Origin of the sequence: Akkermansia sp. UNK.MGS-1 (genome assembly GCF_000980515.1) — a bacterium.
GTDB classification, from domain to species: Bacteria; Verrucomicrobiota; Verrucomicrobiia; order Verrucomicrobiales; family Akkermansiaceae; genus Akkermansia; species Akkermansia muciniphila.
Window position 1 is genome coordinate 73,520 of record NZ_LBCB01000009.1, and the last position, 13,794, is coordinate 87,313.

Sequence of the window (13,794 nt, forward strand, 5' to 3'; positions counted from 1 at the left end):
CCCGTGCGTTTTTTTCGGTAAACAGGTTTTGAAAAATATGAAGCATGCTTCAATAATATTGTTAACCAACAACATGAAAGCACACTATATACTGATAGCGGCCCTGTGCGGGCTGACAGGGTGCCGGGAAGACAACGGCGCCGCGGATGCTGCAGACCGGAGGGAAATGCCTCCGCTCAAGATTTCCGTGATGAATATGGAGCAGAGAACGGTGGAGTTGAAATCTTCCTGGTTCGGCCATTTGCGCGGGGTGGAGCAGGCGGACATCAGGCCGCAAGTTTCCGGAACGCTGATACGCCAGGTTTACTGGGACGGCTCCATTTGCGACAAGGGAGAACTGCTTTTTGAAATTGACCCGGCTACCTATCAGGCCGCCGTGGACAGGGAGGCGGCCAACCTGGCTACGGCTCGTGCCGTCAAACTTCAGGCGGAAGCTTCTCTGAACAGGGTGCAGAAGGATTTGGACCGCTATGACAAACTGATCAGGACGGGGGCTATTTCCGTCAAGAACCTGACGGACGCGCAACAGAACCTTAAGGAGATGCAGGCTGCTCTGGAACAGGCGGAAGCGGGCATCAAGCAGGCGGAAGCCTCCCTGGAAAACGCCCGGATCAATCTGGACCGCACCAAAGTACGCGCGCCGTTCCGGGGACTGGCTTCCAAGGCGACGGCCAGCGTGGGGGAACTGATTTCCGCCAGCGGCTCGCCGCTCACGACCATGTCTTCCATCGACCCCATCCGGGTGGATTTTTCCGTGACGGGAAAACAGGTTCTCAGCCGTCTGATGGATGGAACCGTGAATGTGAAAACCGGGCGCATGGGAGACATGCCGGATTTTGAACTGATTCTGGAAGACGGCTCCGTCTTTGAAAAGAAGGGGAAGGTGGTTTCCGTGGACAGCGAGGTGAGCCGTTCGACGGGCACCGTCAATTTCATCGGCCATATTCCCAATCCGGATTTGAAATTGCGTTCCGGAATGGCGGTGCGCGTGCGCGCCGTGACGGGTACGGAGAAGGATGCCTCGCTGGTTCCCGCCCGCGCCCTGCTTTCTTCCATGAACCACCGCAACATCATGGTGGTGGCTCCGGACGGGACGCCGCGCCGCATTGACGTGCAGCCGGGGGAAACCGTAGTCCTTGACATGCCTGACGGCAAGGGCGGCACGGCCCCCATGCTGATGCAGATAGTGACGGGAACGGTCAAGCCCATTCCGGAATCTCTGAAGGAAATAGGATACGGAAAGCCGGCGGATGCTCCCGTCATTGTGGAAGGCGGCATGATGGCCGCCCAGTATTCCAAGGCGAACAGCCTGATGCGGGAACATGGTGCCACGGAAGGGTTCGGGACGGTTGTCCCCGTTCCCTTCATCTATACCGCCCCTGTTTCCACCACTCCTTCCGTAACTGCCAAATAAGCCATGAGTGCGTTTTTCATCAAGCATCCCGCAATCGCAGCCGTGATTGCCATTGTGACCACGCTGCTGGGGCTGGTCTGCATGTTCAACCTGCCTATTTCCCAGTATCCGGAAATCACGCCGCGCACCATCCAGCTTCAGGCCATGTTTCCGGGGGCCAGCGCGCAGGCGGTGGCGGATTCCGTGGGCACTCCCCTGGAACGCCAGATTTCCGGCGTGCAGGGCATGGACTACATGACGTCCGTTTCCTCCAACAACGGCGTGTATAACCTTTCCGTCATTTTTGAACCGGGTTCTGATACGGATATTGACCAGGTGCTGACCAATATGCGCTATGGGCAGGCCTCCTCCCAGCTTCCGCAGGAAGTTCAGAGCACGGGCGTGACCATCAAGCAGCAGCCGGGGCTTCCGCTGATGATTTATTCCCTGACATCCCCGGACGGCAGTTATAATTCCGTGGATTTGGCGAACTATGCCCAGGTGAAGCTGGTGGATGAACTCAAGCGCGTGGAGGGCGTGGGGGAAGTTCAGGTGTACGGCGCGGGGCGTTATGCCATCCGCATCTGGCTGGATACGTCCAAAATGACCCATTACGGCGTTTCCGTCAATGAAGTGCGGGGCGCCATCTCCGCCCAGAACACCACCAACCCCGGCGGCAAGATTGGGGCGGACCCCGTGCCGGACGGCCAGGAGCAGACCATTACCGTGCGCACTCAGGGGCGTCTTTCGGAGCCCCATGAATTTGAAGACATCATCATTCGCCAGAATGGGGATGAAATCCTGTACCTGAAAGATATTGCCAAGGTGGAACTGGGAGCTGAAGACTATTCCGCCACCGGCCGCCTGAACGGAGAAGTTTCCGCGGCTATCGTTATCTTCCAGTCTCCGGGTTCCAACGCCATCGCTACGGCGGACCGCGTGGAAAAACTGCTGGAAGCCAAGGCTCCGCTGATGCCGGAAGGAATTACCGGGCGCGTTTCCCTGGATACGACTACGGCGGTGCGCTATTCCATTGATGAAATCAAGCACACGTTCATGGAAGCCGTCATCCTGGTGGCCCTGGTCGTGTATGTTTTCCTTCAAAACTGGCGCGCCACCCTCATTCCGCTCATCGCCGTTCCGGTTTCCCTTATTTCCACGTTCTGCCTCTTTCCCGTCCTGGGGTTTTCTCTGAACACCATTTCCCTTCTTGGCATGGTGCTGGCCATCGGCCTGGTTGTGGATGACGCCATTGTGGTGGTGGAAGCCGTGCAGGAGCACATAGACAAGGGGCTCAATCCGCGCATGGCTTCCTTCGCCGCCATGCAGGAGGTATCCGGCCCCGTCATTGCCATTGCCCTGGTACTGGCGGCGGTGTTCCTGCCTTCCCTGCTGCTGGAGGGCATCACGGGAACGCTGTTCAAGCAGTTCGCCGTGACCATCGCCATTTCCATGCTCATTTCCGCCTTTAATGCGCTGACGCTTTCCCCTGCCTTGTGCGCCCTGTTGCTGAAACCCCGGAATGCGGGCAGGAAGAGCCTCTTTTCCCCATTTCACCGTTTGTTCAACCGGTGTTACGGACGTGTCTCCAACGGCTATACCCGCATGTGCGGAAGCCTGGCCCGCAAGCTGGCGATTTCCATCCCCCTCCTGTTGTTATTCTGGGGGGCGGTAGCTCCTGTGGCGGAGCGCGTTCCCGGCGGCTTTCTTCCGGATGAAGACCAGGGCTTTCTGCTGGCCTGCCTGATCCTGAAGCCGAATACCTCCCTGCAGGTTGCCTATGAACAGGACAAAAAATTTGAGGCGGCCCTCCAGGATCCCGCCGTGAAGAACCTTACTACCGTGGTGGGGCTCAACATCCTCAACAGCGTGCAGACTCCCGGCGCCTGCATTGCCTACATTGAGCTCAAGGACTGGAGCGAACGGCCGGAAACCTCCGCGGAGCTGGCCGGAAAGCTTCAGGTAAAGCTGGCCCAGGCCGGCCTGGACGGCATGGCGATGGTGCTGGAACCTCCCGCCATACCCGGTGTGGGAACCGCCAACGGGGTTACGATGGTACTGGAGGATCTGGAAGGGCAGGGCGTGGCTTATCTGCATGAACAGGTGCAACGGTTCCAGGAAGCGGCTTCCCGGCGTCCGGAAATAGCCTTGTGCATGGACATGATGATGGCGGACATGCCGCAGAAGTACGTGAACCTGGACAAGGAAAAATGCAAATTCCACAAGGTGGATATTGACGTGGCCAACGGCATTCTGGCCTCCTACAACGGTTCCTCCTTCATCAATTACTTCAATGCCTTCGGCCAGCAGTGGCAGGTGTATATCCAGGCACAGGGCGAAGACCGCGCCAGCCTGGAAAAGATGGACGGCTTCTTTGTCACGAACGCGGACGGAGCCCGCGTGCCTCTCTCCGCCCTGGTGAACATCAGGGAGATAGAGGATACGGAATTCGTAATGCACCATAACATCTACAACGCCGCCAAATTGAACGTGATGCCCCGGCCCGGTCACTCCACCCAGCAGGTGATGGATGCGCTGGAGGAAGTGTTCCGTCAGACGATGGACCCCACGAAGGTTGGCTTCGACTACCAGGACATGAGCTTCCAGGAAAATAAAGTGCGCAACAGCATTGGGCTGGGGGCCATCTTCACCATGTCCGCCGTTTTCGCCTTCCTTATCCTGGTGGCGCTTTATGAGAAATGGTCTCTTCCCCTGGCGGTTTTCCTCACGGTTCCCATTGCCGTGCTGGGGGCTTATGCCGGGTTGTTCTGGCAGGGCATGGAGCTGACGCTCTACGCGCAGATCGGTCTGGTGATGCTGGTGGGGCTGGCGGCCAAGAACGCCATCCTCATCGTGGAATTCGCCAATCTGGAAATGCAACGCGGCAAGGGCTTGATGGAGGCTGCTCTAGCTGCCGCGCGTCTGCGCCTGCGTCCCATTCTGATGACTTCGCTGGCATTTGTTCTGGGATGTATCCCCCTGATGCTCTCCTCCGGTTCCGGAGCCTTGGCGCGCAACGCTATCGGTACGGTTGTGGTGATTGGCATGGGCGTGGCGACGCTGGTGGGAGCTTTTCTGATTCCATGTTCTTATGTGTTCATTATGAGATTATTCCGTATTCAATTCTCCCTGAATGATCTGAAGGAGGATCCGGATGAAGTGGGAGCCAGGAAATACCTGGCTGCCCATACGAAGGACTGATATTTTACAGCTTGTCCTGTTCCGGCGCTGACCATTCAGGGCAGCGCCGGAACTTGCTTTCGGAGCTGGAGGGGAGTATTCTCCTGTCCGGACGCCGGGAGTAACGCCGGGCCATTTTAAGGGAATGAATGAGTACCGGCAGATAACTGAAGCTTTTCAGGAAAATTTCCGTAACTACGGAGAATTGGGCGCCTCCGTTTCTGTCTGGAAGGAGGGAAGGGAGATCGTTTCCCTGCATTCCGGGTTTGCCGCAGCGGATGAAACGCATCCATGGACGGAACATTCGCTGGTGCCCGTTTACTCCGCCACCAAGGGAGCCGCATCCGCCGCCCTTCTGCTGGCCCTGCACCAGCAGGGAGCCTCTCCGCAGATGAGCATGGGGGAACTGTGGCCTGAATTCCCGCTGCCCTATGCATCCATCGCGCAGATGATGTCCCATCAATGCGGTTTGGCGGCTTTTTCCCGGACGGCAAGCGTGTTTGACCATGAGGATTGCGTGCGCGCCCTGGAGGAAACCGTTCCGGCGTGGCAGCCGCCGGAACACGGCTACCATCCGCATACTTACGGGGTGATGCTTGATGAGCTCATGCTGCGGCTGACCGGGGAACGCCTGTGGCGTTACTGGGAGGAATGCATCCGCAAACCGTTGAATCTGGACTTTTACATCAGGTTGCCGGAATCCGAATGGAACCGCGTGGCGACGCTGTATCCCGGCAAGATGGACATGTCCAACATGGGGACGCCGTTTTATCTGGAATACATGAACAAGGGCACGCCCGTACACCGTGCGTTCAACACTCTGATAGGGTTGAACAGTGTGCGGCAGATGAACACGCCGGAAGCGTGGTCGTCCGGAGCGCCGGCCTTTGGCGGCGTGGCTTCCGCCCGCGGCATGGCGCAATTCTACCAGGCCTGCCTGGGGCTGGATGATCTCCGGGTGTTCCCGTCCGCCGTACGCGGCTGGATGCGGAACGTCGTCATTGACGGGCCGGACCTGACGCTGAAAACGCCCACCGCCTTCTCCTGCGGCTTCATGCATGATCCCGCAGACCCCTCCACGGGCCGCAAGATGCGCCATCTGTTCGGCTCCGGCGGCTTCGGGCATGCCGGAGCGGGCGGTTCCCATGCCTTTGCGGATCCGGCCCACGGCCTTTCCTTCGGCTACGCGATGAACCGCATGGACCTGAACGTGCTGCCCGGCGTGAAAACCCGGAACCTTATTGACGCAGTAATGAAAGAAGTGGCTGAAGAGTGTTCTTAACCTGAGCCCTGGCTATCTGTTCAATCCCATCGGAAGTTTCCGGATAGTTTTATTAGTTCCTATTCTTGCGGGCCTTTTTTAATCTGAACGTGGGGGCGCAAAAGAATGATTCTTCAGTCATTCCCTTGCTGCCCTGTTCCCTGTTGAAAAATCAGGGTTCCGTTTGCCGAGGATAGTGAACCCGGCCTTTTGGAGTGGTCCGTTTGATTACCATCCCCCGCCCAGCGCACGCGCGAGCTGCACTACGGCCTTGCGGATGTTCTGCTTCATGGTGACCAGGGACTCTTCCGAGCTGAGCCAGGAACGCTGCGCGGTGATCACGTTCAGGAAGTCCGTCTCGCCGTTGATGTACAGGGTGCGGGAGAGCTGGAACGCTTCTTTGTTGGCGTTGTTTTCCTTGTGCAGGTATTGCATCTGGGAGGTATAGTTGCCATAGGCGATCAGGGCGTCCTCTACCTCGGAAACAGCGGTAATGAGTGTTTTGCGGTAGGTTTCCGCTGCTTGTTCCGCCACGGCTTTTTGAGCGCGTACCGTGGCTCTCAGGGCTCCGCCCTGGAACAGGGTCTGAAGCAGGTTCCCTCCCAGGGACCACGCGTTGTTGTTTTCCCTGAAGAGCTGGCCGAAATCTCCGCCGCGGCTGGAAAGGGAACCCGTCAGGCTGAAGCGCGGGTACAGATCCGCTACGGCTACGCCCACGTTGGCCACGGCCGCGTGCAGGTCCGCCTCAGCGGCGATAACGTCGGGCCTGCGCCGCAGGAGTTCGGAGGGGAGGCCTACCGGAACGACGGGCGTTTTCTCAAAAACGGAAGCTTTGGGCAGCGTCAGTTCTACACGGGAATTATAGGTGCCCAGCAGCACGGCGAGCTGGTTTTTAGAGGAGGCCACCTGTGCTTCCAGTTGCGGGATGCGGCTTTCCGTGGAGGCGACGGTGGAGGTGGCTTGCTCCACATCCAGACGGGGGGCGAATTCCGTTTTGTAGCGTTTTTCCGCAATGGTGAGGGTGCTGCGTTGGATTTCCAGTTGTTCCCTGGCGATGCGGAGCTGTTCGCAGGCGGTAATCCAGTCAAAGTAGGCCGTAGCGACGTCCGCCAGCAGGGCTGTGCGCACGGCTCCTGCGGAAGCTTCCGTGGACATGAGGGAGGCGCGGGAGGCCTCGATGGAACGCCGGTTGCCGCCAAAGAGGTCCAGCTCCCAGGAGGTGGACGCTCCCAGGGAGAAGTTCTGGGAAGTGGAGCTGCGAAAACCTCTGTCCGGGGACAGGCTCCACCCGGTGCTGGCGTCTGCGGAGGGAAGCAGGGATGCCTGGGAGACGCGGAGTTTTTCCCTGGCCTCCCGGATGCGGAGCAAAGCCACCTTCATGTCCGGATTGTTGTTGAGGGAGGTGGAGACCAGGCGGTTGAGCTGGGGGTCTCCAAAGATATTCCACCAGGAACGCAAATCTTTGTCCGAACTGTGGGGGGGCCTGTTCGCCTCCCACGTGGCGGGGAGGTCATTGGCCGGCGTCCGGAAATCCGGGCCTACCATGCAGGAGCCAAGGAAACAGGCGGCCAGAAGGGGGAGATGTTTGAACGTGGATGACATGGAAAAATAAAAAGTAAGGTGTTATTCGTGGCGAAGGGCATCAATGGGGTCCATCTTGGACGCCTTCCAGGAGGGGTACCATCCGAAGGCCAGGCCGATGAATACGGAGACGCCTACAGCCAGAGCCATGGCTTCCGGGGAGGAGGCTGTGGCCCAGTTCATGGTGCGGCTGACGATGATGGAGATCGCCTTGCCGAGCATGATGCCCAGCGCGCCGCCCACCACGCAGAGCAGCACCGCTTCCAGCAGGAACTGGCGCATAATATCCTGCGGACGGGCGCCCACCGCCATGCGCAGGCCAATTTCCTTGGTCCGTTCCGTGACGGAAACGAGCATGATATTCATGATGCCGACGCCGCCGACGACCAGAGAGATCATGGCCACGATCATCAGCAGATTGGTCATCACTTCCGTGGTGCTGCTCATGGCGCGGGACATTTCCGCCATGTCCCATACCCGGAAATCGTCCAGCTGGCCGTCCTTGAGGTTGTGTTTGGCGCGGATCACTTCCGTAATCTGGTCAATGGCCTCGGAGGAACGTTCCGGGTCTGAAATCTGAGCCATGATGGAATCAATATTGTTGAAGCGCCGCGGATGGGGAGCGTCCGTATAGGGCTGGTCCGTAGTTTCCGTGTAGTAATCCACGGAACTGGCGGTGTATTTATCCGCCCGGTTGAAGGTGGTGGTGCTGTTGCCGGTGGAAGTGGTGGTGGAACCGCCGCCCAGCCCTTGGAGGCGGTAGCGGATGCTTGTCCACGGGAGGATGATGGAGTCGTCCTGGTCGCGTCCCATCATGTTAGCCCCTTTTTTCTGAAGGATGCCGATGACTTTGAACATGACATTCTTGATGCGGATATCCTTGCCCAGCGGGTCTTCGTCCCCGAAGAGTTCTTTGGCCACCGTCTGGCCGATGACGCACACGCGCCTGGCCTGCTCCACATCTTCCTCGGAGAAGGGCTGGCCTCGCGCCATGTCATACCAGCTTTTGATTTTCAGGTATTCCACGGAACCGCCCTCTACGGTTTCCGGGCTCCAGTTCTTGTTGCCGTAAATAACCTGGCCGCTGGCGCGCACCACGGGGGTAGCCCGCAGCACCATGGGGCAGTCCTTCGCGATGGCTTCGCAGTCCGCGTTGGTCAGGGAGGCCCGTCCGCCCGCGCCGGTATTGACGCCGCTTTTGGAGATGGCTCCGGGGCGGATATTCAGTGTGTCCGCTCCCATGGAGGCAATGGTATTTTTAATTTGAAGCGTAGATCCCTGGCCGATTTCCACCATGGCGATTACTGCGGCAATGCCGATGATGATGCCCAGGATGGTGAGGGCCGCGCGCATGGGATTGCGCACCAGGGCCCTGATGCAGGTTTTAAGGAGAGGAAGGAATTTCATACGTCGTCCTTGCTAAGCATATCGGAAATCCCTTCGCAGATAAGGCCGTCCGCCATGTTGATGGCCCTGTCCGTGAAGGCGGCTATTTTGGGGTCGTGCGTCACCAGGATGACTGTGATTCCCTGTTGGCGGTTCAGGTCCTTGAACATGTGCAGCACTTCCTTGGAGGTGGTGGAGTCCAGGTTTCCCGTTGGTTCGTCCGCCAGCAGGATGCTGGGGTTATTGATGAGGGAGCGGGCAATGGCTACGCGCTGCTGCTGCCCGCCGGAAAGCTGGGCCGGGGTGTGGTCCATGCGGTCGGAAAGCCCAACCAAATTCAGCAATTCCACGGAACGTTCGCGCATGGCTTTCATGCTGAGGGCAGGGTGGGCATATACGGCAGGCATCATCACGTTTTCCAGGGCCGTGGTACGGGAGAGCAGGTTAAAGTTCTGGAAGACGAATCCGATGCGCTTGTTCCGGAGCGTGGCTCGTTCTGCGGCGTTGAATTTGGCAACATCTTCCCCGGCAATATAGTAATGGCCTGAGGTAGGGCGGTCCAGACAGCCCAGGATATTCATCAGGGTGGATTTTCCTGAACCGGAAGCTCCTGTGAGGGAGACGAATTCCCCCCCGTTGATATCCAGGGTGATGCCCTTGAGCACTTGAAGGTCTATTTCTCCCAAGTGGTACACCTTGGTTATGTCACGTAAGCGGATCACGTTTGTTGGAATGCTTGATGCGGTGAAAAAGAGTAATTAAGAGGTCGAATGATGGCGGTTCCCCGGGTCAGGGAGGCGGGGGAGGGCCGTCATTTCCAGCCGAGGCTGGCGTTTTTGTATTGCCTGTGCTAGGCTTGCGGCGTGGGGGCATTTTGGGCGCGAACGGGTTTTCCCCGCCGGCGGAGGCGGAAGAACCGTCCCCCGAACTGTCGGAGCGGTTCAGTATCTGGGCCGTAGAGACGATTTCCATTCCTTCCCGGAGCGTTTCTCCCGCAATGGCTGTCAGCATGCCGTTGCTTTCCCCTTTGGTGACCAGGTGGGGATAAAGAAGATTGTCCCGCAATTCCCAGACCACGGCTTTTTTCTTTTGTCCGTCCCGGACGGGGGCGGCCAGCTCCGGCTGCATCCGGTCAAAGGCCGCTTTTTGTTCAGCGCTGACCAGTTCTGTTTCCGGGCGGAAGCGGAGGGCCGCATTGGAAACGAGGAAGGCGTTTCGTATGTCCTCTACCACGAATTGGACATTTGCCGTCAGATAGGGGATAAGAAGCTTGTCCGGATTGGGTACATCAATGTCCACGATGTAAGTGACCACATTGGACGTCATGGTTGCGTCCAGCCGTATCTTGTCCACCGTTCCCTTGAATTTGCGGCCGGCGAAAGCGTCCACGGTGAACAGCACCTCCTGCCCCTTGCGGATGCTGCCGATGTCCGCCTCGTTCACAGCGGCCCAAATTTTCAGCTTGGAAAGGTCTGTGGCGATGTAAAACAGGCTGGAGGCGCTCATGCTGGAAACCACTGTTTGGCCTATGTTGACCAGGCGTTTGACCACGACGCCGTCCACGGGGGACTTGATGGTAGTGTATTCCAGATTGCGCATTTCCTTTTTCAGCGCGGCTTCCGCCTGTTTCAGGGATGCTTCCGCTTCCTGCAGGGAGGCTTCCGCCACGGCTACGTTGGCGCGGGCGGTTTCTTCATCCGCAATATACTGGTCGTAGCTGGATTTGGACAGGGCATCCCCCGGCCCCAGCTTTTCCGCGCGTTCCCGGTCCAGTCTGGCCTGCTGGTGCTTGGCTTTGGCCTGCTGGATGTCCGCCTTGGAGCGGGCGATTCCGGCAATGGCCTGCGCTTTGGAGGCTTCCGCCCTCTGAACGTCCAGTTGCACGGGAAGCTTGTCGATTTCCGCGAGCATCTGACCGGCTTTTACAGGGCTGGAATAATCCACTACCTTGCCGTTCATGTCCTTGCCGAACTCCATGATGATTCCGCTGACCTGGGCGCCTACATCTACCAGTTCATCAGGCTCCGTGACGCCGGTTGCTTCGATGGTGATCATCAGGTCTCCTTTTTCAAGAGGTTCTGTCTGGTAGTCCACCTGGATGGCTTCATTTCCTTTCCACTGTTCCCAGGCAAACCAGATGCCTCCGAGAACGGCAATGACGATGATGAGTTTGATGAATCCCTTCACGACTATATTATACTTCGCAATAATGAAAAAGTTGCACGGATGTTAAAAACTTTTCCGCAACGGAGCGTGATCCTATCATGATTTCCGGAAATGTCTAAGGGATTATTATGTTTATTAACAGTTGCTGTTTATTAACTAATAATATTTCCTTTCTTCCTTTTCGCCCAGTGACGGAAGGAGCGGGAATGGAGGGCCACGAAATATCTGAAGGTGCTCCCATTCGATCTTTTGGGGAATTGGCTTCTCCGTGTTTGTAAGTGATGCGGGGGTGGGAAGAACAGGGAAAGGCGGTGAATCCCGACAGGAGTAATGTTGCCCAAGAGGGGAATCCCGGCTTACCTGCGGGCTCAAGGAGGGGAGAAACGTTGAAAGAACGAGCTTTCTGGATTCAGGTGATGGAAAAAAGACACCGCTGCACCGTCTCTGGCTGTGAGCCACGTTCCCGTGCCTCAATAGAGCGGGGACTTCCGCCGCTGTTTTGACTTTTCCGGTATAGGACGTAGTCAGCCCTGCGTCGGGGCTGCCCCCATTAGGTTGTAATATCGGTCCGGGCCACTTTGCCAGGCGATGACGAGTGCAGCAGCCACCACCTTATATACCTCATGGTAGGGAATGTTCCAAGGTGTTTTTGCAATCTTTTCAGACATGGAGGGAACTTTCCCGTGGAGCGATTGATTTTGAAAGGGATGCTGCTTTCAGCGGTGTTCTTCCAGCCATTCCTTTAACACAAGGCGGTCCGCAGGTGCTCAGGGCAGTTCTTCCAGCGTACGGCGGGAGAAGAACCCCAGGTTTTCATGTTCCAGAGGCCGGGGCAGGGCGCAAAGTTCCAGACGGCACAGAAAGGGGATAAGGCGGATAATGCGTTCAGGCTCCCGGTGCCGTACGGGGGTGAGCATGCGGACGGGGAAGACGGTGCATCCCAGCTCTTCCCGTATTTCCCGTATGACGGCGTGCCGGGCATTCTCCCCTGGTTCCACTTTTCCGCCGGGGAATTCGTAAAGAAGCCCGTTGGACTGCCCCGTTTTCTTTTTGGCGCCCAGAAGAAGAGGGCCCCGTGCGGCGGGCAGTTCAATCAGGGCACAGCAGACGTCCAGCGTGTTCATGGGGCGTAAAAGTCCAGGTTATGCAGGTTGATGATGCGGGTGTCCGTATCCAGGACGCCGAAACCGATGCGTCCGGTCCTGCCCTGGAGTTCTCCGGGATTGGCCAGCAGGCAGCCGCCGCATCTTTCGCTGACGGCCTGGTGGGTATGGCCGTACAGGGCGGCGTCTGCGTTTCCGCTGCGCGCTTCCCGCAAGGCGTATTTTGGGTAATGGGAGAGGGAAAGTTTCATGCCGTACCGGGTGATAAGGGCATGTTCCGGATGCAGGCGCGCCGCTGGGGAACTGGCGGCCATCCGCCGCATGGTTTCCACATCATAGTCATTGTTGCCCGGAACGGCATCCAGAGGAAAGTCCTCCGTCAGTTCAATCAGGCGCCGGAAACTCTCCGGCGTGGTGCAGTCGCCCAGGAAGATGAAATGTCCGCAACCCAGCAGGCGCATCCGGTGCATGGCTGGCTCCAGATGGTCTGTGCGGTTGTGCAAGTCGGAAAAAATGCCTATCTTCATCTTTTTTCAGCAATTCATGGCATGAATGGGCCATGCCTTCAATTCATCCGGCAGGGAAAGTGGGAGCGGATGGCCTCCCTCCTTGCGCAGCAGACAGGTGAAACCGCCCGCTCCTGCTCCGTGAAAGGGCATGAGCCGGTAGCAGGCTTCCTGCGTCAGGGAGGAACGGAAATGCTCCAGCTCCGGCACGGTTACGGTGTGCAGGTCCGGATGGCGCTTCAGCAGGTACAGGACATTGCGTTCATTTTCCTCCGGAGCGTAGGTGCATGTAGTGTACAGCAGGAAGCCGCCGGGAGCCAGACACCGGAGGGCGGCCAGCAAAATGCCCCGCTGCCGCTTGGCGTTGCCTCCGGTGACGGAGGAATTGAAACAGCCGGGGTTGGGAATGCCTTTAGCCAGCAGGGACTGCCCGCTGCACGGGGCATCCGCCAGAATGAGGTCAAAACACCCTGGGGCCAGTTCCGCCCACTGGTCCGGGCGCAGGCGCTGGGTGTACAGATTGGTGAAGCCGCAGCGAAGCAGGTTGTGGCGTAGAATGCCCAGGCGCTTCGGATGCACCTCATTGGAAACATGCTCCTGAGGAGATACCCGCGTTTGCGCCAGAATGCTTTTTCCTCCCGGCGCCGCGCACATGTCCAGGCAGCGTCCCGGACGAAACGGAAGATGCGCCAGAGGGGCCGTTTCCCAGACGGACGAGAGATCCAGCGGATAGTAATAGCCGCATTCGTAATCCGGCAGGGAGCCGGGTTTGGTTTCTGTCTCTCCCGGCGGGAGCTCCAGAATGAAGGAATGCCCCCACTCCTGCGGCGTGTTTTTTGCCGGCAGGGGCGGCTGGTAGCCTTCCGGAGCCTTCGGTGTAATGACCAGCGCGCTTCTGGAACGGTTCCCGGCCTGCATGGCGTCCAGAAAATCCCGTTCCTGTTCCGCCGTCAATTCCAGTTTGCGGGAGAGTCTGAGTATTTGGGATGAAGACACGAGATCAGGCCCGGAATGTTTCTCCGAAGTGGGTGTTGAGGGCCAGATGGGCGGCCCCCAGGATACCCGCCTCCGTACCGAACTGGGCGGGAAGGATTTCAAGGTATTCCACCAGAGGGGCGGCGAGCTGGGCTTTCATGATTTCCTGCAGGGGCTGGAAAAGCAGGGTTTTGGCCTTGGCCACGCCCCCGCCGATGATGATGGCTTCCGGGTTCAGGAGAT

12 protein-coding genes are annotated in these 13,794 nt (G+C 58.2%); 3 read left to right on the plus strand and 9 right to left on the minus strand.

What is annotated here, in order from left to right; genetic code table 11:
- Positions 1-73 precede the first annotated feature (73 nt).
- The 3 genes from WW58_RS13060 to WW58_RS05500 all read left to right on the plus strand — a co-directional run bounded on the left by WW58_RS13060 (position 74) and on the right by WW58_RS05500 (position 5,855).
- Entirely contained in the window at positions 74-1,414 is a 1,341-nt protein-coding gene (locus tag WW58_RS13060) for an efflux RND transporter periplasmic adaptor subunit (RefSeq protein ID WP_215833583.1), read from the plus strand.
- 3 nt (positions 1,415-1,417) lie between these two features.
- Positions 1,418-4,594 (plus strand): efflux RND transporter permease subunit, encoded by a 3,177-nt coding sequence (locus WW58_RS05490; protein ID WP_046435995.1) that lies wholly within the window; start codon positions 1,418-1,420, stop codon positions 4,592-4,594.
- Between the two features lie 124 nt (positions 4,595-4,718).
- Positions 4,719-5,855, plus strand: coding sequence for a serine hydrolase domain-containing protein (locus WW58_RS05500; RefSeq protein ID WP_215833582.1), 1,137 nt, complete (start codon positions 4,719-4,721; stop codon positions 5,853-5,855).
- 207 nt (positions 5,856-6,062) lie between these two features.
- On the opposite strand, the gene WW58_RS05505 is transcribed toward WW58_RS05500, so the two are convergent.
- From WW58_RS05505 to WW58_RS05540, 9 genes are all read right to left on the minus strand, one after another.
- Complete coding sequence (locus WW58_RS05505; RefSeq protein WP_215833581.1) at positions 6,063-7,436, minus strand: efflux transporter outer membrane subunit; 1,374 nt, start codon at positions 7,434-7,436, stop codon at positions 6,063-6,065.
- Between the two features lie 21 nt (positions 7,437-7,457).
- Positions 7,458-8,822: an ABC transporter permease gene (locus WW58_RS05510; RefSeq protein ID WP_012419164.1), complete on the minus strand. Its 1,365-nt coding sequence runs from the start codon at positions 8,820-8,822 to the stop codon at positions 7,458-7,460.
- The gene (locus WW58_RS05515; RefSeq protein WP_046436001.1) at positions 8,819-9,523 is read right to left on the minus strand and encodes an ABC transporter ATP-binding protein; all 705 of its coding nucleotides are present in this window, start codon (positions 9,521-9,523) and stop codon (positions 8,819-8,821) included. Before WW58_RS05515 ends, WW58_RS05510 begins: the two co-directional genes overlap by 4 nt.
- 67 nt (positions 9,524-9,590) lie before the next feature.
- Positions 9,591-10,988, minus strand: coding sequence for an efflux RND transporter periplasmic adaptor subunit (locus tag WW58_RS05520; protein WP_102733918.1), 1,398 nt, complete (start codon positions 10,986-10,988; stop codon positions 9,591-9,593).
- Positions 10,989-11,491: 503 nt separating this feature from the next.
- On the minus strand, positions 11,492-11,635 hold the full coding sequence (locus WW58_RS13065; RefSeq protein WP_012419161.1) for a hypothetical protein: 144 nt from the start codon (positions 11,633-11,635) through the stop codon (positions 11,492-11,494).
- 99 nt (positions 11,636-11,734) lie between these two features.
- Positions 11,735-12,091, minus strand: coding sequence for an NUDIX domain-containing protein (locus WW58_RS05525; protein ID WP_102758782.1), 357 nt, complete (start codon positions 12,089-12,091; stop codon positions 11,735-11,737).
- On the minus strand, positions 12,088-12,597 hold the full coding sequence (locus WW58_RS13070) for a metallophosphoesterase family protein (RefSeq protein WP_012419159.1): 510 nt from the start codon (positions 12,595-12,597) through the stop codon (positions 12,088-12,090). Before WW58_RS13070 ends, WW58_RS05525 begins: the two co-directional genes overlap by 4 nt.
- A 6-nt stretch (positions 12,598-12,603) precedes the next feature.
- Entirely contained in the window at positions 12,604-13,572 is a 969-nt protein-coding gene (locus WW58_RS05535; protein ID WP_146023949.1) for an RsmB/NOP family class I SAM-dependent RNA methyltransferase, read from the minus strand.
- Between the two features lie 4 nt (positions 13,573-13,576).
- Positions 13,577-13,794: ROK family protein (locus tag WW58_RS05540; RefSeq protein WP_046436003.1), on the minus strand; the 218-nt coding region annotated here is incomplete at its 5' end.